Origin of the sequence: Paenibacillus sp. N3.4, from assembly GCF_008017805.1 — a bacterium.
Lineage (GTDB): Bacteria > Bacillota > Bacilli > Paenibacillales > NBRC-103111 > Paenibacillus_E.
Genome location: NZ_VRTT01000031.1, coordinates 47,504 through 67,376 on the forward strand (window position 1 = coordinate 47,504; position 19,873 = coordinate 67,376).

At 44.4% G+C, this 19,873-nt stretch carries 15 protein-coding genes and 1 pseudogene; 15 read left to right on the plus strand and 1 reads right to left on the minus strand.

Annotation, left to right across the window (positions count from 1 at the left end):
- Window positions 1-2: 2 nt before the first annotated feature.
- The 3 genes and pseudogenes from FU659_RS17145 (at window position 3) to FU659_RS17155 (ending at window position 5,594) form a co-directional block, all read left to right on the plus strand.
- Window positions 3-3,350: a GH36-type glycosyl hydrolase domain-containing protein gene (locus FU659_RS17145; RefSeq protein ID WP_147948690.1), complete on the plus strand. Its 3,348-nt coding sequence runs from the start codon at window positions 3-5 to the stop codon at window positions 3,348-3,350.
- A 118-nt stretch (window positions 3,351-3,468) separates the two neighbouring features.
- On the plus strand, window positions 3,469-4,440 hold the full coding sequence (locus FU659_RS17150; RefSeq protein WP_147948691.1) for a LacI family DNA-binding transcriptional regulator: 972 nt from the start codon (window positions 3,469-3,471) through the stop codon (window positions 4,438-4,440).
- A 163-nt stretch (window positions 4,441-4,603) separates the two neighbouring features.
- Window positions 4,604-5,594, plus strand: a pseudogene (locus FU659_RS17155) (Gfo/Idh/MocA family protein).
- 45 nt (window positions 5,595-5,639) lie between these two features.
- Here FU659_RS17155 and FU659_RS17160 read toward each other — a convergent pair.
- Complete coding sequence (locus FU659_RS17160) at window positions 5,640-8,777, minus strand: hybrid sensor histidine kinase/response regulator (RefSeq protein ID WP_397355934.1); 3,138 nt, start codon at window positions 8,775-8,777, stop codon at window positions 5,640-5,642.
- A gap of 502 nt (window positions 8,778-9,279) precedes the next feature.
- On the opposite strand from FU659_RS17160, the gene FU659_RS17165 reads away from it, so the two are divergent.
- The 12 genes from FU659_RS17165 (at window position 9,280) to FU659_RS17215 (ending at window position 19,830) form a co-directional block, all read left to right on the plus strand.
- A complete protein-coding gene (locus FU659_RS17165; protein ID WP_147948692.1) occupies window positions 9,280-9,672 on the plus strand; it encodes a DoxX family protein in 393 nt (130 codons plus the stop codon).
- A 192-nt stretch (window positions 9,673-9,864) separates the two neighbouring features.
- A complete protein-coding gene (locus FU659_RS17170) occupies window positions 9,865-11,298 on the plus strand; it encodes a DHA2 family efflux MFS transporter permease subunit (RefSeq protein ID WP_147948715.1) in 1,434 nt (477 codons plus the stop codon).
- A 488-nt stretch (window positions 11,299-11,786) separates the two neighbouring features.
- Window positions 11,787-12,029, plus strand: coding sequence for a helix-turn-helix domain-containing protein (locus FU659_RS17175; protein ID WP_147948693.1), 243 nt, complete (start codon window positions 11,787-11,789; stop codon window positions 12,027-12,029).
- A gap of 2 nt (window positions 12,030-12,031) precedes the next feature.
- The gene (gene def, locus FU659_RS17180; protein ID WP_147948694.1) at window positions 12,032-12,553 is read left to right on the plus strand and encodes a peptide deformylase; all 522 of its coding nucleotides are present in this window, start codon (window positions 12,032-12,034) and stop codon (window positions 12,551-12,553) included.
- Between the two features lie 135 nt (window positions 12,554-12,688).
- Entirely contained in the window at window positions 12,689-13,027 is a 339-nt protein-coding gene (locus FU659_RS17185) for a site-specific integrase (protein ID WP_261807878.1), read from the plus strand.
- Between the two features lie 280 nt (window positions 13,028-13,307).
- Complete coding sequence (locus tag FU659_RS17190) at window positions 13,308-14,468, plus strand: YhgE/Pip domain-containing protein (protein ID WP_147948695.1); 1,161 nt, start codon at window positions 13,308-13,310, stop codon at window positions 14,466-14,468.
- A 25-nt stretch (window positions 14,469-14,493) separates the two neighbouring features.
- Entirely contained in the window at window positions 14,494-15,105 is a 612-nt protein-coding gene (locus tag FU659_RS17195; protein ID WP_147948696.1) for a TetR/AcrR family transcriptional regulator, read from the plus strand.
- A complete protein-coding gene (locus tag FU659_RS37275) occupies window positions 15,098-15,265 on the plus strand; it encodes a PfkB family carbohydrate kinase (RefSeq protein WP_397355926.1) in 168 nt (55 codons plus the stop codon). The genes FU659_RS17195 and FU659_RS37275 overlap by 8 nt, the downstream gene beginning before the upstream one ends.
- Window positions 15,266-15,380: 115 nt before the next feature.
- A complete protein-coding gene (locus FU659_RS17200) occupies window positions 15,381-16,058 on the plus strand; it encodes a PfkB family carbohydrate kinase (RefSeq protein WP_261807880.1) in 678 nt (225 codons plus the stop codon).
- 299 nt (window positions 16,059-16,357) lie between these two features.
- The gene (locus tag FU659_RS17205; protein WP_147948697.1) at window positions 16,358-17,065 is read left to right on the plus strand and encodes a CpaB family protein; all 708 of its coding nucleotides are present in this window, start codon (window positions 16,358-16,360) and stop codon (window positions 17,063-17,065) included.
- 14 nt (window positions 17,066-17,079) lie between these two features.
- Complete coding sequence (locus tag FU659_RS17210; protein ID WP_147948698.1) at window positions 17,080-18,315, plus strand: CpaE/TadZ family protein; 1,236 nt, start codon at window positions 17,080-17,082, stop codon at window positions 18,313-18,315.
- A 24-nt stretch (window positions 18,316-18,339) separates the two neighbouring features.
- Window positions 18,340-19,830: a CpaF/VirB11 family protein gene (locus FU659_RS17215; protein WP_261807879.1), complete on the plus strand. Its 1,491-nt coding sequence runs from the start codon at window positions 18,340-18,342 to the stop codon at window positions 19,828-19,830.
- Window positions 19,831-19,873: the final 43 nt, after the last annotated feature.

Genomic DNA, 19,873 nt, shown 5'->3' on the forward strand with positions numbered 1-19,873 from the left:
AGATGACAGCAATAAAGAATGAGACCTTTCAATTGGAAGCAGGGAACCTCAAGTTCACTTTCTTGAGCAGCGGCGATTTGTATGAGGCGAAGCATCATGAAACGATGATTAATCAGCGCTTATCCAACCCTATCGACGGCTCGTTGAATAACTTGTATTTGCGATTTCACAAGGCATCCGGCATTCAAACTGTGCCGCTGCTTGGCATTCGTTCTGCCAGCCGCGTGCGTTATGCCAAGCATCAGGTGATTTGGGAAGGTGAAGCGGAAGGGATCGGATATCAAGTCGTTTTTAGATTGACAGCGAATGGTGTGTGGTTCTGGGATGTTCATGTCGAAGGCCGGAATAAGACGATCGATATTGTCTACGGACAAGACTTGGGCATCGCTGATCAAGGTGCGGTCCGCAGTAATGAAGCGTATTTGTCGCAATATATCGATCACGCGACTTTTGAGGATGAACAGCAAGGTTTTGTCGTCTGTTCACGTCAAAATATGCCGCAGAGCGGGAAGTTCCCTTATTTGCAGCAAGGGGCTATGACCAAGGCAATCGGATATTCAACAGACGGTTTTCAATTTTTTGGATTAAGCTATAAAGAAACGGACATACCGGAAATATGGACGAAAAATAACCTGGCTAATGAGGTTTATCAGTATGAATTCGCTTATACAGCCTTGCAGTCCGAACAGATCATATTGGATGGAGATGCTCGTTATGTTTTTTATGGACTGTTCAAAGAGGATCATCCTGCAGCTGTAACAGCACTTGAATACAGCAAAGACATAGAGGAAGCCTGGAATCAGGTTAAAGACGAACCGATCGAATGCGAGCAGCATATCGAGAAAGCAGGTCTGGCTCCTCACATGGGAGCCCCGCTGCAAACCCTATCCATGACGATGGAGGAAATCGGCTATCTGTTTCCAAATCGCCATCAGGAAGAACGGGACGGTGAATCGCTGCTATCTTTCTTTACGGACAGGCATGAGCATGTTGTGCTGAAAGAAAAAGAACTGCTTGTCGAGCGTCCGCACGGTCATATTCTGATGACCGGCCGCAATGATAGGATGAACGAACAGGTCCTGACTACCACCTCCTTTATGTATGGGATTTTTAACTCGCAATTGGTCGTTGGCAATACCTCTTTCAATAAAATGATGACGAATGCCCGCGACGCGCTGAACGTATCGAAAACGTCTGGTCAACGGATTTATGTAGAAATAGAGGGCGAATACCGTCTATTGACGATGCCGTCGATGTTTGAAATGGGCTTTAATTATGCCCGCTGGTTCTATAAAACAGCAGCAGATACACTTGTGATTACGAATTATACAACCTTGGACACGCCTGAGGTTCGGCTGCATGTTCGTTCCTCAAGCGGCAAAGCCTATCGCTATTTGATCACCAATCATATATCTATGAATGCGAATGAGTATGAGCTTCCATTCGGTATGCGTCAGGATGAGGAGAACACCGTTTCTTTTTATGCAGACGCCGCAGCGCTAAGTGCTGGTGCTTACCCGAACTTGAGCTACCGGATGCAGATTACGGGTGCGCAGATGAAGGTGACAGATGAACGAAGCCTCGTTTCTGGCATCCAGCCGGGCAGCGCTTCGCTTGTTGTGCTTGAGCTCAGCGCTAGTAGTGAATGGACAGCTGCCGTCCAAGGTCTTTTAGATGGGGAAGAGCTGCCATTCGCAGCTATCGATACAGAAGCAGAAATCGAGCGTTATCGGGCTTTTTACAAGGGAGTTATGAATGGCTTTCACTTGACGCTTGACGGAAATATTCCGGATGAAGTGAATAAAGTCAATACGCTCGCTTGGTGGTATACGCACAACATGCTTGTTCATTTCTCCGTGCCTCATGGTCTTGAGCAGTATGGCGGGGCTGCCTGGGGAACACGTGATGTATGTCAAGGTCCAACCGAGTATTTCATGGCTACGCAAAAATATGAGGCTGTACGGGAGATTGTAACCACGGTATTTGCTCATCAATATGAGGATGAAGGCAATTGGCCGCAGTGGTTCATGTTCGATCGTTATTTTCACATTCAGCAGGAAGAGAGCCATGGAGATATCATCGTATGGCCGTTAAAAGTGCTTGGCGATTATTTAAAGGCAACCCAAGATTATGCCATTCTGAGCGAACAAGTCCCTTATACAGATCGTGAAAGCTTCACATTTACGGAAGAAACAGCTACCGTGCTGGAGCATGCCAAAAAAGAAATCGCGTATATCAAGCGGCACTTTTTGCATGACACGCACTTATCCTCCTACGGCGATGGCGATTGGGACGATACGCTCCAACCGGCTAATGCACAGCTGAAGAAATACATGATAAGCAGTTGGACGGTTGCTTTGACCTACCAAGTTGTTCAACAATTGTCCGAGGTACTGAGAGAGATAGATAGAGAAACATCGGATGAGCTGCAGGATATGGCGGAAGGCATCAAAGCGGATTACTCTCGCTATATGCTTCAGTCGGAAGTCATTCCGGGCTTTGTCTATATGGAAGAGCCGGGGAAGGCGGAGCTGATGCTGCATCCATCGGATACGAAAACAGGCATTGAGTATCGTTTGCTTCCTATGACTCGTAGCATGATTGCCGAGCTGTTGACGCCGGAGCAGGCTGAGCAGCATTTTGCAATTATTAAGGAAAAACTATATTGTCCGGATGGTGTTCGGTTAATGAATCGCCCTGCCAAATATGACGGCGGCGTCAGCTCCCATTTTAAAAGAGCAGAGCAAGCGGCGAATTTCGGTAGAGAGGTTGGCTTGCAATACGTGCATGCCCATATTCGATATGTAGAGGCGATGGCTAAGCTCGGTAAAGTAGACGAGGTATGGAAAGGTCTTGCAATGATCAACCCTGTGGGGCTTAGGCATGTCGTACCGAATGCAGAGCTGCGCCAAAGCAATGCGTATTTCAGCAGCTCGGACGGCAAGTTCAATAACCGATATGAAGCGCAGTCCGGCTTTCAACGACTACGTGACGGCTCCGTACCGGTCAAAGGCGGATGGAGAATTTATTCCAGCGGTCCTGGCATTTATATGAATCAGCTTATTTCAGGAGCTCTCGGTATTCGCCAATTGCAGGGAGATTTGATGATCGATCCCGTGCTCCCGCAGCAGTTGGACGGACTGCGATTCGATTATGAATGTATGGGAGTTCCCGTTACGTTTATTTACCGTTTGGGCGGCGATAAAGTCCAGCGAGTAATGATGAACGGTAAAGAAGTGGCAGCGGAAGCTTCGTTCAACCGATATCGCCAAGGCGGTGTCCGCATTCCGCGGCAGGAATTTATACGCAACCAGTCGAATGATACCAATACGATCGAAATTTTTATGTAAAATGGCTACATGCTCTTCTTGGATCGAAGTTAGACAATAAGGAAATGAACTATAGATGAAGATTGAGGTCTTTCGCCGATGGCAGTCGGCGAGTGACTTTGAGTAGGGGGCGAGTGCCATGATCAGTATAAAAGATATCGCTAAAAAGGCTGGTGTTTCGATTTCAACGGTATCTTATGCGCTGAACGGCAGCCCGAAAGTTACCGACGAGACGGGTGCCAAAATTTTAGCGATAGCCAAAGAATTAAATTACGTTCCGAATGCGGCAGCAAGAACGCTGAAGAAAAGAAAATCCAAAATCATTGGCGTGTATTTGACTGATTTCAGCGGCGCTTTTTACGGAGATTTACTGCAAGGTGTAAAGGAAGGTTTAAACCAAAAAGGATATGACATTATCGTATGCAGCGGTAAAAGGTCCCATTCTATGCTTCCAGAGCGCATGATTGACGGCGCAATCGTTCTGGATGAGACATTTTCCAGTGAAGAATTGCTTAAATATGCCGATCTCGGAAATAAAATAGTAGTTCTGGATCGTGAATTAGATCACCCGAACGTGAATCAGGTACTGCTTGATAATAAAGCGGGAGCGACGTTAGCCATGGAATATTTGATCGAACAAGGTCATACCAGGATCTATTCGGTTACGGGCCCTAAGGGGTCCTATGATTCCAAGCAGCGCTTGCAGGCGATCAAGCAAATCGTCGATCGGTATGATCAGCTGATCTATACTCAAATCGAAGGAGATTTCAATAAAGAAGCCGGTGAGCAGGCAGCTAAGCTTATTGTTGAGCAATATCGAGGGCCTGTCGCTGTTTTTTGCTTAAATGACGAAATGGCCATAGGATTATATAACTATATATCTACGACTAATTATGTGATCGGCAAACACATTCATATGATAGGATTCGATAATATGGAGCTGACGTCGTACACGCAGCCTCGTCTGGCTACAATCGATTACTCGAAGCATAAATGGGGGGCACTTGCCTCCGAGCAGCTGCTGAAGCTTATCGACGACAAGCCTGTTGAAACCGAGCGAATTTACGTAACGCTAGTAAAGGGCGAATCTGTCCAAAAAATCGACGCTTGATTATAGGGGTCAGCCATCCGAATCATAATCGTATTCAAAAAAGGACGAATGTCCTTTTTTTTAATTTGTAAATATTCTATTTTAAACATAACCCAAGTAGGGCGCGCAAAAGATAAAGGTATGGAAAAAGTTCAAGCAGTTAGAAAATGAACGGGGGATACCCATGAGAAAATCTAAACTTTGTTTTATAGGCGCAGGATTTCATGCAACAACCAATATTTTTCCTTCAGCTGTTGAAGCAGGAGCTGAGATACTGGCCATTTCTACACGGAGTATGGAACGTTCAAAAGCTGCTCTTCAGCGTTTTGGAAGCACGGGCACAGCTTATGACGACTATAAGGTTATGCTGCAAAATGAAGACTGCGAAGGAGTGGTTGTTGTAGCTCAACCCCATGATCAGGCATCCCTCGTGTTGGATTGTATAAAAGCCGGAAAACATGTATATGTGGATAAGCCGCTGGGTTGGAATGCCTCGGAAGCAGCTCAAATCGCCAATGCTGCTGAGCAAGCCGGAGTTGTGTTAATGGTAGGATTTATGAAACGTTATGCGCCTGTTTACATGAAATTAAAAGAGTTGATTACGAATGGAACACTTGGAACTGTGCGTTCTTTCCAAACCAAATTCGCTGTAGACAGTACGCCATTTGCCAAAATGAAGAAGATTTCATGAAGCTTGTCGCTATTCACATTGTTGATCTGATGCGTCATTTGTTCGGTGAGGTTTCTCAAGTCACAGGGTTTAGGAATAACAATAACGAGTGTATATCTCAAAGTATTTCTTTGAAGTTTGACAATGGAATTGTTGGAAGTGTTTATTTTTCAGGCATGAATGCGTGGTCACGTGAAAGCGAAGTATGCTTGTCACTTTTGATCACGGATTTGTGTGTGCAGATGAAATAAATACGCTTACCGTCCATAAATCATTAACAACAGACCTTACGCCATGGCAATCACTTGAAGAGCATGATACCGTTTTTACCCCATCTGCCTCAGCGATGTCAGGTTGTTTTAGAGATCTCTATTTGCGTGGTTTCGTTGGCGAAATGGCGCATTTCATGGACTGCTGCAGATATGGTCTTATTCCCCGATCAAACGGACGCGACAATGTAGGTACGATGGATCTCTGCGATCGCATTTTGTCAGCGTTGCTTTAGAGGATTTCAAAATGAAAAGAGGCACACCCCAATTTGTCGTCAATTTCAAGATATATTCGGCTTCTTTCTACTGTCCGGAATGACGAACGACACGGTAGTTCCTTCATTGGGCCTACTGAGAATAGACAAACCTTGACCGTACAATTGTGTCAATCGTCGATTCGTATTGGAAAGTCCAATTCCGCGCTTTTCCTTCAAACTCAAACTTAACAATCGAATGACTTGTTCTTGCTCCATTCCCTTGCCATTGTCTCTTACTTCAATAAGCGTGGAGCCATCCTGGCGAGTAATCCGAATATGAACCGTACCGCCTTTGCTCTGACTAAAGAGGCCGTGCTTGACAGCATTTTCAATCAGCGGCTGTATGGAAAGTGGAGGGAGAAGCAGGTCGATGTTGGAATCAACTTCCCATACGATAGACAACCTCTCTTCAAATCGTTCTTTTTCAATATACAAATAGGCTTCAGCGAGCTCCAGTTCATGGGAAAGCTCTACCAGCTCTCCTGTATTTAAAAAATCAAAGCTGATCCTTAAATAAGAAGCGAAAGCTACGCCCAGATCTTGCATCTTTTCGGGGTCTATATGACTAAGTGCCATAATGGAATTAAGCGTATTAAACAAAAAATGCGGATGAATTTGTGCCTGAAGATAAGCGGCTTCCATACGTAACCGATCATTTATGGATTGTTTTAGCGTGGTCAGCGCTCTGATTCGGTATTTAAGTTCCAGAGCGTCAACAGGCTTGGTCACATAATCGTTGGCTCCCGATGAGAAGCCGGTATAGATGTCAGCAGGTTGACTGCGAGCGGTCAGCAGCAAAACCGGAAGCTCTGATGCGGTGTAGATCTCCCTTACTTTCTGCGTCAACTCATAGCCGGACATTTGTGGCATCATGACATCGGCAATGAGCAGATCCCATTGACCCTTGCCTAGCAATGCCAATACCTCACCCGCTGAATGGGCTGTTGTGATGTTATACGGCTCCGTTGATAGAATTCCAACAAGCACACTCAGGTTGATGGGGTCGTCATCAACGGCGAGAATATTCATTTTCTCGTTGTTTAAAAATGGCGAAGTAAATTCGGTAGCTGTCAATTCTCCGATAGCCGTATCCGGAAAAATCAACCCTGTAAGCATGTCTTCAGTTCCATCTGTGATCTGCTTACGATCAAAAGAGTATTGTGACCTTGAGAGATTTGACACTTTAGCTAAAGGTAGATCAAAGCTGAAAACGGAGCCTTTACCCAGTTCGGAGCGAACGCTCAAAGCGCCGCCATGCAAGTCTACAAGCTGCTTGCAAATGCTTAAACCAAGTCCGATTCCTTGTCCATCGCTTATGCCATAAGCCCCTTGTTCATAAGGGAGAAACACACGTGCCTGCGTTTCCTCATTCATGCCGACTCCGGTGTCGGAGATATGAATAAAAGCACGTCCACCCCGATTTTCAGCGGTAACGGAGATTGTTCCTACTTCCGTATATTTAAGGGCGTTATGCAATAAATTATAAAAAATTTGTACGAGCCTTTTCTCATCGGCCATCACTAGAGGCATCAATTCCGCGATATCCATATTCAGTTGGATAGGCTTGCCTTCTATCATAAATTTTAACATGCTGATTACGCCGGGAACGATCGATTGGATCTGTAAAGGCTCTTGATGAAGCGCAATGCGGTGTTCTTGGAGCCGCGCGACATCGAGAAGATCGCCAAGCATGTGTGACATGCGGCGACTTATTGTAATAAGCAGTTCCATATCCTTAAGGCTGCTTACATTCAACTTCTCTTTCTCTTTGGTTACAACGGTTTGAGCAATATTCATAATGCCATGCAGCGGTGTTCGCAGTTGGTGTGACGTATTGGCGAGAAATTGGTCCTTCAGCTTATTGGCTGCTTGTAATTGTTCGTTTAGCTTGGTGTTTTCCTTGGAATGACGGAAATATTTTTTGAACCAGTACGTAGAAAAACCAATAATTGCTGCGATAATATCAATTGGATAATAAACAAGAGTAACATCTTTAAGAGAATCCCATAAACTCCAAAGAAAATTAGACATGATGCCTGCCGCGGAAAGCAGCAAAAAGACGCTGTCGTTGTCAGCTTGCTTTGTGAAGATCATGGTTCCTATGATATAAACAAACCAAGCAAAAGGGAAAAAATAGAAAATAGTAAATACCCGAAGCTCCACTGTTCCATTCACCAGTGAACTGGCAGCAGCCAGTAGGAATACTGAAAAAATAATGAGCAACACGGTGTATGTCCGCAACCATACGTTCTTTGTAGGAACCGTAGAGAGTCTCCTGAAAACAAGAAGAATAAAAAAGGTTTGCCACAAAAGGGAGAGTAATTTAATTTTTAGCGCCCATGTATAATTGATCGGCAGCCATAGTAAGAGAATGTTGTCATGACCCGCCACGACCGATACGCCGACGGTCAGCGTTAACATACCGACAAAGAACAAAGCTCGCTCCTGAGGGTTAAATAAGTAGAGAATACAAGCGTACAAACCGTGAAGCAGCATAATAATAAATGAAGCCAGTTGAAATCCGATAGAGTACCAGCGTGCGTAGTCAATCGCTGCCTGAGAACCAAAGCGAATGGAGCGTAGGATACCTCCCTTATATGGATTGTCAAAGTTAGCTGCTCGAATAAGCAATTCAATTTCAGTCGAACCTTCTACGGAGTAGGAAGCTGTGTATGAGACGTTTTTTGGTGTGTATTCATTCTCGTTCGTGGCAGGCTTGCCGATACCGGCCGAGGAAATCCCGTTAATTTCTACTTCCGACGAAGCTTGAATTCCTTGGAGCCAGAAGGCGACGGGCTGTGTCAGAGGATCGACTAGAATGCGTAACCTATAGGTACCGTACCCATACGAGGAACCCGAGTCAAGAAGTGCGCGGCTCCAATTTCCCGGAGTTTGAATATAGCGGGATTGGTTTTCTGCCAATTGAACATCCTGATGAGATAGCAGCTGAGAAGGGTAGAACTGCCACTCGCCATCTAATGGAATCGAGGAAGATTTCTCTAAATCCATGCCGCGAATATCGAGTACGCCATGTACAGGATGAGGGTGCTCAGAAGTAGAAAATACGGTGGACCAAGTCCACCGCAGTCCGAGGAGAACGCCAAGAAATAACAGAATTATGGCTATATGTTTTAGGGTGGTTTTATCTACTATTCGCATCATCATCATACAAATGAATTCGACAATAATGGTGTTAATTCCTTTATTTGCGCTATAGGTCTCGTAAGTAGATTTCAGCTTAAAAGAACCAATTAAAGTTAATTCCGCCCACCCCGGTTGGGTGAAGACAGAAATAGGCGGTAAATACGCGGATATGGATGTTGCAGAAAACAGCAGAACAAGCGTGAAACTTGCCACTTTGCCTCCAGATGGACCGACCGGTAAATTCTATCATTTAGATGAAGAACTACCTTGGTAATAAGTCACAACCGTCCAGAGATCAAACGCAATGTTGCTGTTCAGTTAACAGATCAATTCAGTTAAACGTAGAAGGAGCAGTATGCCGCGGCATCTGTTCCTTCTTTTTATTGTGAAATGGGCAGAAAAGCGCAAGACGAAATTCTTTACAAACGAACATATATTCGTTATTATGACTATGGGTTAATTTCCCATCACTCTGGTTCAAACTAATTTTGTTATAAAATTTTAAGGGGAGAAATGGAAAATGACAGGTACAATTTCTAAAGGACGTTTATGGACGGCAAGAGTAATTAGCGGAATTTCCATATTGTTTATGCTTCTTGACAGTACCATGAAATTATTCAAACCTACTTTTGTTGTTGATTCTACTGTATCACTTGGATACCAGGAGCATCATATATTTTTGATTGGCATACTAGGACTTTTCGCAACTATACTTTATGCTTTACCACGTACATCTATCTTAGGGGCAGTGTTGTTAACCGGTTATTTTGGTGGAGTGATTGCGACACAGATTCGTGTTGATGCCCCACTTTTTTCTACAATACTGTTTCCTGTTTATCTTGCAGTATTGGTTTGGGGAGGCCTTTGGTTGAGGAATGAGCAGGTACGCAAACTCTTTTCTTTGCAAAGATAGGTCGGAATTTTGACGATAAACAGAGATTGACCATGTGATGACAGGCCTGAATGAGGTTTTTAATTGAACTGGTAGTAAATTAGTGTAAACTGTTTTTGGACTTGGATAAGTGCACACTCTGTTGTATTATATAGCGGGACCAATAGATAGAGACCCATAAGAAATTTTTTTTAGGAGAGGAAAGTGAATCATATGAAGCAATATAATACGCGGGCCATTATGGCCTCGCTGCTCATTTGCGGCTTCGTTGGGATGTTCAGCGAGACGGCACTCAACATTGCCATTAGTAATTTAATGGACGTGTTCCAAATTTCGCCTGCGACTGCACAGTGGTTGACGACAGGGTTTCTGCTGACGCTCGGTATTCTGATGCCGATGACAGGCTTGCTGCTACAATGGTTGACAACTAGGCAGCTTTTCATTGTTTCGCTTGCAAGCTCGATCGTTGGGACATTGATAGCAGCGCTTGCGCTCAATTTCGAAATGCTGATGACTGCTCGCGTTCTGCAGGCAGCGGGCATGGGTTTATTAATTCCCCTCATGTTTAATACGATTCTCGTCGTATATCCTCCGGAGAAGCGCGGGGCGGCTATGGGCTTCGTTGGTCTAGTCATTATGTTCGCACCAGCGACCGGCCCTACTGTTGCGGGACTTCTCATTGAATATTTATCATGGCACTACATTTTCTGGCTGTCTCTGCCATTTTTGATCATAGGGATGTTGGTTGGATTGAAATACCTGGAAAACGTCACCGAGGTCACGAGACCGCGCATTGATCCATTATCCATTATTTTGTCAACAATCGGTTTCGGCGGCGTGGTCTTTGGCTTCAGTAAGGCAGGCGAAGGCGATGGAGGCTGGACCAGCATGATCGTGCTCTCATCTATCATTATTGGCCTTATCGCGCTTGTATTGTTCACGCTGCGTCAGATGTTAATGCGCGACCCGATGATGAATATGCGAGTCTTCAAGTACCCTATGTTTATTGTGGGGCTGCTTCTTGTACTGTCGTGCATGATGATCATCTTGTCGAGTATGATTATATTACCGTTGTATCTGCAGAACGGAATGAAACTATCCGCGTTTGCTACCGGGCTCATGCTGCTGCCGGGCAGCGCGTTGAACGGCATCTTGTCGCCACGTATGGGCAGCTTGTTTGATAAGTATGGGCCAAAGTGGCTCGTAATCCCAGGCCTCGTCATTGTAGCGGCGATGTTATGGTTTTTTTCCAGTATATCCGTTGCATCTTCTATAGCTTTTATCGTGGCTTTGCATATTGGTCTCATGGTCGGAATCTCCATGGTATGGATGCCAGCGCAGACGAACGGGCTAAACCAGCTGCCGCCAGAACTGTACCCGCACGGAACGGCGGTCATGAACACGCTGCAGCAGGTCGCAGGTGCGATCGGTACGGCAATCGCAATCAGCATTCTAACAAGTGGCATGGAGAAGTATTTGCACAGTTCTCCGGTGCCGAGTGAATCGGTCGAGGTGGCTAAAGCCATGATGTTCGGCTCCCAGAACGTGTTCATGTTTACGATGATTGTGTCTCTTATCGGCCTAGCCATGGCGTTTTTCATCCGTCGCGTCATCGTAAAGCATGCGGCCATGAATTCGATGCATTGACGTTTTAAGGGCAATGGAATAGGTGAACGCAGATTAGCGTTAATGATAGAGCAAACCCTTATCTTAAAAAGTCCTATGAACCGACATGGTTCATAGGACTTTTTTGCAGCTTAAATGTCGGGTGACAAGAACATTATCTCATTCCCGACGGAGGCATTCAGTAAGCATAAAGAATTCCATAACCGCAATTATGAAAAGTTCCAGCACAGCCATCCGTTCCAATACTTAAACAAATTGCTACTTTAAAACTTCTTTGTTTATTCAGTAACAAAGACTCGCAACACAGTAACTTCATTGAGGTTGTGACCGGTTATACAATTTGACTTGTTCGAATAGCTAATTGAAGAGCAGGTGCCTCAACAGCCTGTTCATTTATTGAACTATTGGGCAAAATTGTTGAATATATCCAAATTTAATGATAAATTAGATATTAGGTAATAACTAATTTTATTAGGTAATACCTAATATTTGTACAAGGGGTGCTCGACTTGCTCGAATGGATGCTGAGAAAAATAATGACTGACAGAGGCATATGGTCAGGTGCAGCGTTAGGACGTCTATTAAATGAAAAAGTAAACTATAGTCTTTCTGCACCTTCCATCAGTGCTCTATTATCAGGGAACCCGAAGCAAATGAAGGCAGATACGCTTGATGCGTTATGTACAGCTTTAGATTGTAAACCAAATGACTTATGGGTCCATACTCCATCTTCACGAATAAATGGTGTCTAACAATGACCATAAAGACTATTTTACCATTCGGAGATCCTATTCTTCGAAAGTTATCTAAGCCAGTTGAATGCATTACTCCAAGACTCATAAAGCTTCTTGATGATATGACTGAGACACTTTACGCTTCGGATGGTCGAGCTGGCTTAGCCGCCCCTCAAGTCGGAATTCTAAGAAGAGTTATTGTTATGGATTGCGGTGAAGGTTTAATTGAATTAATTAATCCCGAAATAATATATCGAAGCGGAGAACAAGAAGGACCTGAGGGATGTTTATCATATCCGGGTTACTCGGGCGTAGTAAGAAGATCTCAATCTGTAAAAATTAAGAGTTTAACTAGATCTGGCTCAGAGTTGATTGTTGATGGTGAGGGACTCCTAGCAAGATGCATCCAACATGAAGTTGATCATTTAAATGGAATTCTCTACATAGATCATATTAAAGATGGTTTGTTTTATAATGAGGAAACTAATAAAAGGGCGAATCTGTTTGAAGTGACTAAGTTAACATATAGCAATTCTCTTTAAATGGATCGTGATAGATCGGCGTAAGGGAGGTTTTTTATTATGAATATAAGTGAATTGTGGAGTTTGTAAGAAGCCGATAAACTGATTCAGGGGTTTAGCACAAGCACATTAATAGCATACGCTTTGCAGTTAAGGATGCTGATTTCGTGGTTGGGTGATATTGATATTTCAGAGGTCACTTTGCAATTGCTGAAGGAATACTCGGCTAAACAATCTGATCGATTGAAGCCGAGCAGTTTAGGGCATTGTATCCGCTTTGTACGTTCCCTTTTTCGTTTTGCATTTGAAGAAGGGCATATGACACGGAATCCTAAAAGTAAAAAGGCGCATCCAAGGTGCGCCAGACAAGAGTTATTTTGTGACACTTTTTATGATAACATTTGCACTTTACTATTGAAGAAGTTAAAGGTGAGAGTTCTTTTATTTAATTACTTGAGAATAAGTGATTCCACCGTTACCATGCAAAAGCCATAGTTATAATAACCAAAAGAATAAAGAGAACTAAAACTTCGGCCATATGATTACGATGACGAAATCCTTCTACTGCTACTCCCATATTCATATCCACTCCTTGAATGAATTTTTATTACTCTTTATACTATGACAACATTTTCCTCTTGATTGGACGATGCAAACAAGGCACATGAACATTTTACATCGGATTGAGGTAGGATATTGACAGATGAAGATGATCATCCTATAATTTAAACAAATGTTTAATTTAAACAAACGTTTAAAAAAGGGGATTATGATCATGAATCATGCATTAGGCGGGTTTCTGAAACAAACATCGACGAAGGTTGGTATTGCTACCGCGATAATGTTTCAATTGCTGTTCAGTATTATTTGGATGACAGGTTATACGGGAGTATCCGATAATACCAAAAATTTAAAAATTGCGATTGTGAACGAAGATCAGGGTATGGGCAACCAAATCGTAAAGAACTTGCAAGGGACTCTCCCTTTTCAAACGGAGCTTATCCCAACAAATGAAGAGGCGCAAAAGAAGTTAAATGATCGTGATGTTCAAATGGTCGTACACATCTCGGCTGATTTTACCAAGCAGCTTCAAACACAGGGGCAAAAAGCGCCAATTGGTTATACCATAAATGAATCCAATCCATCGATGACCAAGTCGGTCATGCAAGCCGTGGCTGGCAATATTACTGCGATCGTCAATAAAGAAGCTGTTGTCGCAGGGACTTCTGCTGTACTTGTACAAATGAACCCAAATTTGCCCGCTGATCAAGCCGCTCAAGTGGCCCAAGGCTTAGCGAGCAAAGTAACCTCCGACATACAAAGCACGAATAAGGTGAAGGATATGCCGAATCAAATGCTGCCGATGATGCTCGTTCTTGCCTCCATTGTGGGGATGATGATCATGGGAATGAACTTTAGTGTTTCCACATCCCTACTTGGTATTTCCGTTTCCAAATGGGGAAAACTGGCTGCTCGAATTGTTGTGACGGTGGCTGCCTCAGTCGTAATTGGTTTAGTCAGCGCAACGATGGTTGTCTCTTTAGGTGGGCATGTAGAAAAAGGGTTTTTATCCTTATGGGGATTTGAATCGATCTTTTTATTCACCTTCGCAGCCGTAGCCCAGATGTTTTTGACATTGTTCGGGAACGCGGGTATGCTATTTAACATTGCTATGTTATCCTTACAATTAGTGTCCTCTGGAGCGATTGTTCCAAGGGAGCTTCTGTCGAACTTTTATCATTCTCTCAGTAATTTCTTTCCTGCTACCTATGCAATTAACGGCGTCATGAATATTTTATTCGGTGGGCCCGGAGTAGGCAAGGAAGTTGGTTCTTTATTTCTTATTGCTGCAATTGCGTTAGTGATCGACATCTTTGTTGTTTCCTTGAAAAAGGCGAAATTAGCCGTCAAGACACATCAATCACAAGCGGTGTAATTGAACGGAGGAGGACTCTGTACGGATGGTTCAACAAGAAATAGATGCGAAGATGCGGATACTTTTGGCAGCTAGGAAGCTTTTTGCCAAGTATGGCTATGATGCAACAAGCGTTCGTCAAATATGTGAGGAGGCCGGGGCCAATGTGGCTCTGGTTTCCTATTATTTTGGGGGAAAAGAGAGCGTTTTCCATGCTATTTTTGAACATTTTTTTCCTACGCATCGGATAGCTGAGTTCTTAGTCGTTGAGGACCCGATTCAGGGAATCAAGACGATTATTCAAGAAGTTATACTCATAAGAAGCGCGGATCCGGAATTGATTACCCTCATCCAGATGGAGATTATCACGATCACGCCTCGTGTTGAGAAGATGAGAGAAATTGTTTATCCTTTATGGAATAAGGTTAGAGATTTGTTGGAAAAAGGCAGGCAGCAGGGGATGTTTCATTTTGAATCCCTGGACAGCACGCTTATGTTTGTGTTAGGCTCGATATTTTTCTATAAGCAGCGGGATTTTTTCGAGCTTATGTTTACGGATGCGCGGCCTGATTCGCAAACGCTTGTGAATCAAACGACAATTTATGTGATGAACGCACTAGGTTATCAGACAAAAGGAGAGGAATGCGACAATGGGTAAAAGTTTTATTGTGTGTTTGGGTGAGCTATTGATTGATTTCGTGCCTGATGTAAACGGGCAGGCTTTGGTTGATGTTGTGAGTTTCCAGCGGGCGGCGGGCGGAGCGCCGGCCAATGTGGCTGCGGCGTCGCCAAACTGGGCGGCGACGCGAGGTTTATAGGCAAAATCGGCCAAGATCCCTTTGGCGATTTCTTACTGCGCACGCTTGACGAAGTCGGCGTGCAAACGGCAGTTATCCAGACCGACGAGGCGAAGACCGGTCTGGCGTTTGTTTCATTGCGCGCGGATGGCGAGCGCGATTTTTTGTTTTTCCGCGACCCGGCGGCGGACATGCTGCTGCGCGAAGACGAAGTCGAGACGCAGTGGCTGGAAGACGCGCGGTCTATCATTTCGGCTCGGTATCGCTGATCGCCGAGCCTTGCCGCACCGCTACGCTGGACGCCGCGCGCCGCGCCAGAGATCTTGGCGCATTGGTGTCCTACGACCCCAATGTGCGCCTTGCGCTATGGCCGAGCGCTGACGCGGCTCGGGCAGAAATTCTTGCGCAGCTTCCGCTAGCGGATGTGGTCAAAGTGAGCGAGGAGGAAATTGAATTCCTCCTCGGCGTGGATGCGACCACAGGGGCGCAGCAGCTGCTGGAGCAAGGACCTAAAGTGGTTATCATCACTTTAGGACCCGGAGGCTGCCGTATTGTTACCGCACGGCAGGACGTACTTGTTCCCGGCCAGCCCGCTGCTGCCGTGGATACGACCGGCGCCGGCGACAGCTTCGTCGGCGGCATGCTCTTACAACTGGCGTCGCTGGGCTTGACGCCAGCTACAATCGTTGATGCGCTCAGTGAAGACGGGGCAACAGAACGTGTATTCACGTTCGCGAATCGTGTCGGAGCCATCACTACGACCCGTAGAGGGGCAATTCCAGCACTCCCTACACTCGCGGAAGTGCAGGACTAGCGCTTTCAATAGTCGTTTTATACAGAACGACTATTTCAATTGGATTGAGATAATAGTTGTGTCACTCGTACCTATTGTTTAAAGTCAAGTCTGGTTCAAACGATTGAAGCAAAAAAGAAATTAATGAAAATATGTTGAAAAATGGAAGTCTTTGTGATAATTTAGTTTCATAGCGATTAATTATCATATCACGTTGTGTGATTTGCGAAGAACGCAAATTTCAGATGGGTCCCCATCTGAGGTTTGCGTTCTTTTGTTTTTTATCAAAAAAAGGTCGGAATGGGAGAGGAGGTGGGATTTTGAATCGCAGGAGAAGCCTAATGATTAGCTTGGTGGCTGCCGTTTTGGCAGGGCTGCTGGTATATGGCGTATATGTGATGCAGATAAAACAAGTGGAACTGCAACAAACGGTTCAAGTTGTTGTGCCTAAGGACTTTATTCGTGCCGGGACTTTGGTTGGGAAGGAAATGCTGGAGCTTCAAGCTATTCAAAAAGGCAGCTTTACGAGCAGTATGATGACAAACCTGAACGACATCGCTGGTCAGGAAACATTAATACCGTTAGGGAAGCATGAACCTATATTGAAATGGAAAGTTAATCGTTATCATCTTCTGCCAAGTGTAGATCAGGCTACTTTTCAAATACCCAAAGAGTACTTGCTGTCGGTTTCTAATGGCATCCGCGCAGGAGATCGGGTACGCATATATGTGTCTGCGCTGGATGGAAGTTCAAGACGCTTGTTTATGGAAAAGGAGATAACCGTTGCTTCTGTGAAGTCGTCGGCGAACGTTGAGATCGATAACCCCAAAACTTCCAATTTGCTGTCCAAAGTCGAGGGAGATAAGGAAAAGATGTATGCTTCGCGTCTGGAAGCGAACGGTGCCATTGATCAAATTAATCTTAACTTGTCAGAGAAAGAATGGCTGGATATCGATCAATTGTGCAGTGCGAAGAAGGCGAAATTGGTCATTGCGTTCAGCTCATCTTCGATACTAGCAGAAGAATGAAAGGAGGATGCTCTATGAATATAGGTTTGCTTTCAACAGATCAGCGATTGATTGATGAGATTACGAATGTTGTGTACATGAAGCCTTTACTTTGGTTTCTGTCCTCAGATGCAGACGATTTATTAAGAAGATTGTCCGAAACAAGCTTTTCACATGTCATTCTCTCAGATCGGCATATGGATTTTGGGGATTTTGAGGAATTTCTGGAAGGGCTGCAGCATCAATTTGCAGAATTGAAAATTATTGTACTGCTCTCTAACTATCACGATGCTGCAATTAATGAGAAATACGTGAAGACATGCAAGCTGATGAAGCTCGATTATATTCAGCCGGGACGGAGCACCGCAGTTATTGCGGATGATATTCGAGCGTGGGTGGACGGATTGGGAGGGGATCAGTTACATCCACAACCCTCAGGTAAGTTAATCACTTTCATCGGATCCACGCCAAATATTGGCACGACCTTAGCCTCCTTTGGAGTTGCCTATGCTTTGGCTTTGGAAACGTCGAAGCGGATCGGTTACCTATGTTTAAATTTAAAAAGCTCTAAACTTCATCGCTATTTAGGCAGAGATGAGCATGTATTTACATTGGACGGTTTACGTGCGGAATTGAAGGGGCAGAGCCTTACGCCGGAGAGGCTGCTGCAAGTATGCGACAAGCCCAAGGAGGCAGCGGGTCTCTATGTGCTTTATGGTAATATGCTGCGGGAACAAGCGGAATTTTTTACACCATCAGAAATCATACATGTGCTGCGGGTGGCTAGAGCGGCATTCGATGTTTGTATTGTAGAAGTGAATGCTTACTGGGACAATGCGGCTACCGTGTGCGGATTATTAGAGGCTGATAGCAGGATTGTTGTAACGACAGCGGATATTGCGCAGTTTCAAGAGGACTTTTCAAAATGGATCAGGCAGGTTGGATCGGTATTCGGCCTTCAGCCGGACGGTTTCGAATTACTGGCTGTTCAGACAGATCGACATGCTAAGCATGCTGAATTTACGATAAAAGACATTCGTAAGGAAACCCAACTTCATCTGATTGGCCGAATCTCCAAGCATAATGATGCGCTCTCGCGATGTAATCAAGGGAAGCTATTGGATATGCTGCTGCCAGATCACGCTATGCGGAATGAAATTTTCACGGTTTCCCGTAAATTCATTGATTATTACAATTTGCCTAGAAAGGTGAGTTTGCGGCAAGCCAATTGGCTGCATCGGATCATAACAGGCAGACGGGCAGCGACATAAATCAAACAGAAGGAGGTGAAAGGAGTGAGTGAAGAAAGGTTTTCCATTATTACTTATATGCACGAACGGGAAGCGCAAGGTTTTGGACGGAGGGCATCAGTAGGTCTTGAACTTGATAAGGCAGGTGAATCTGACTATCGTACAGCTAGGAAAGCCTTAAGTGTAGACGGACATGGTAAAGACGACGTTCAGACTCAGGCAGATGCTGTTTTCCAACAGTGGGTTCAGGATATCCGAAGTGAGTTGGTGACGTTAAAGGGCAGAACAGAAGCAGAAAAGCAGTTGTATAATGAAACGTTAAACCGTGCCATTCTGGGGTATGAGGAGGATCGAAATAAGCTGCTAGCGATTATTGATGATCTGGTTTCAAAAAGAAGACGGACTGATCTCCCTCCTGCCGCAAGTGGTTATAGTACGCTGCCTGAAGCTATATTTGCCGAGATTATTGGTCTAAATGTGCTGGAGCTTGTATTGAAACATAAAGAAGGACTTGAAGAAATTCAAGTGATTGGGAGGCAGATTTTTGAAGTTCGCAACGGCACTCCGGTTCCTTCACCGTATCAAATGCCTTCTTCACGTGAACTGGAACGCATTCAGCAAAACTTAGTTCTGTTTAATAATGACACGTTGACTCCCAGGAAGCGATGGGCGGAAGTTACATTGCGAGATGGTTCACGCGTGACGATGACAGGCTTCGGCTTTACGGCTGAACCTACGTTGACAATCCGGTTTTACACAGTAAAAAGATTCGATCTGACCTCATTGGCAACAGATGAGCTGGAAACGATGGATGCTACCATGAAAGATTTAATCGTCTGTTTAATCCGATCGTACTTTAATATGGTGGTTATTGGCCCAACCAATTCGGGGAAGACGCATTTAATCAAAGCTATTATTGGGGAAATGGATGACAACGAACGGATCATTACGATTGAATCGAGATTTGAGTTGAATTTGAAGCGGGATTTCCCATCAAAAAATATTGTGGAATATGAAATTGATGAGGAGGACTCCCGGCACTCCGGTTTGCAAGCTTTTAAATTAGCATTAAGACAATCTCCTAAACGCATATGTCATGCAGAAATTCGTGATGATGACGCTAACTTATATGTAAGAGCCTGTACACGAGGTCATGATGGGAGCATTACTTCCGTTCATGTGGGTGAACTTGAAGATGTGCCCGATGCCATTAGTGATATGTGCATGTTAGATGGCAGGGGGATGAATTCACATCGTTTAACGAAAAGAATCACGGAATATGTTACACAAATCGGCATCGAGATGGCGGTTGTTAAGGGGAAAAGAAAAATTGTGCGCATTGGCGAATATGAATACGACAATGAGGAGGTGAAAGTTACGGATCTCGCGCTTTATGACAATATGACCGAACGATGGACATTTCCCGGGAAATTGTCACATCGTGCTTTGCAGAAAATAGTTAAACATGACCAAGATGGGTTTGTTTTGTTGACGAATCTCGGTTTTATTAAGAAAGAGGACGATGGAATCGAATGATTTTCGCCAAATATGTATGTCTGATGTTGTTGTTTGTTCTTAT

What these genes read in the sequence shown, in the direction of transcription:
- FU659_RS17185 (WP_261807878.1), top strand. Translation starts at nt 12,689, where the DNA reads ATGCTGATTTCGTGGTTGGGTGATATTGATATTTCAGAGGTCACTTTG.
- FU659_RS17170 (WP_147948715.1), top strand. Translation starts at nt 9,865, where the DNA reads ATGAAGCAATATAATACGCGGGCCATTATGGCCTCGCTGCTCATTTGC.
- FU659_RS37275 (WP_397355926.1), top strand. Translation starts at nt 15,098, where the DNA reads ATGGGTAAAAGTTTTATTGTGTGTTTGGGTGAGCTATTGATTGATTTC.
- FU659_RS17160 (WP_397355934.1), bottom strand. Translation starts at nt 8,777, where the DNA reads ATGATGCGAATAGTAGATAAAACCACCCTAAAACATATAGCCATAATT.
- def (WP_147948694.1), top strand. Translation starts at nt 12,032, where the DNA reads ATGACCATAAAGACTATTTTACCATTCGGAGATCCTATTCTTCGAAAG.
- FU659_RS17210 (WP_147948698.1), top strand. Translation starts at nt 17,080, where the DNA reads ATGAATATAGGTTTGCTTTCAACAGATCAGCGATTGATTGATGAGATT.
- FU659_RS17150 (WP_147948691.1), top strand. Translation starts at nt 3,469, where the DNA reads ATGATCAGTATAAAAGATATCGCTAAAAAGGCTGGTGTTTCGATTTCA.
- FU659_RS17190 (WP_147948695.1), top strand. Translation starts at nt 13,308, where the DNA reads ATGAATCATGCATTAGGCGGGTTTCTGAAACAAACATCGACGAAGGTT.
- FU659_RS17145 (WP_147948690.1), top strand. Translation starts at nt 3, where the DNA reads ATGACAGCAATAAAGAATGAGACCTTTCAATTGGAAGCAGGGAACCTC.
- FU659_RS17195 (WP_147948696.1), top strand. Translation starts at nt 14,494, where the DNA reads ATGGTTCAACAAGAAATAGATGCGAAGATGCGGATACTTTTGGCAGCT.
- FU659_RS17165 (WP_147948692.1), top strand. Translation starts at nt 9,280, where the DNA reads ATGACAGGTACAATTTCTAAAGGACGTTTATGGACGGCAAGAGTAATT.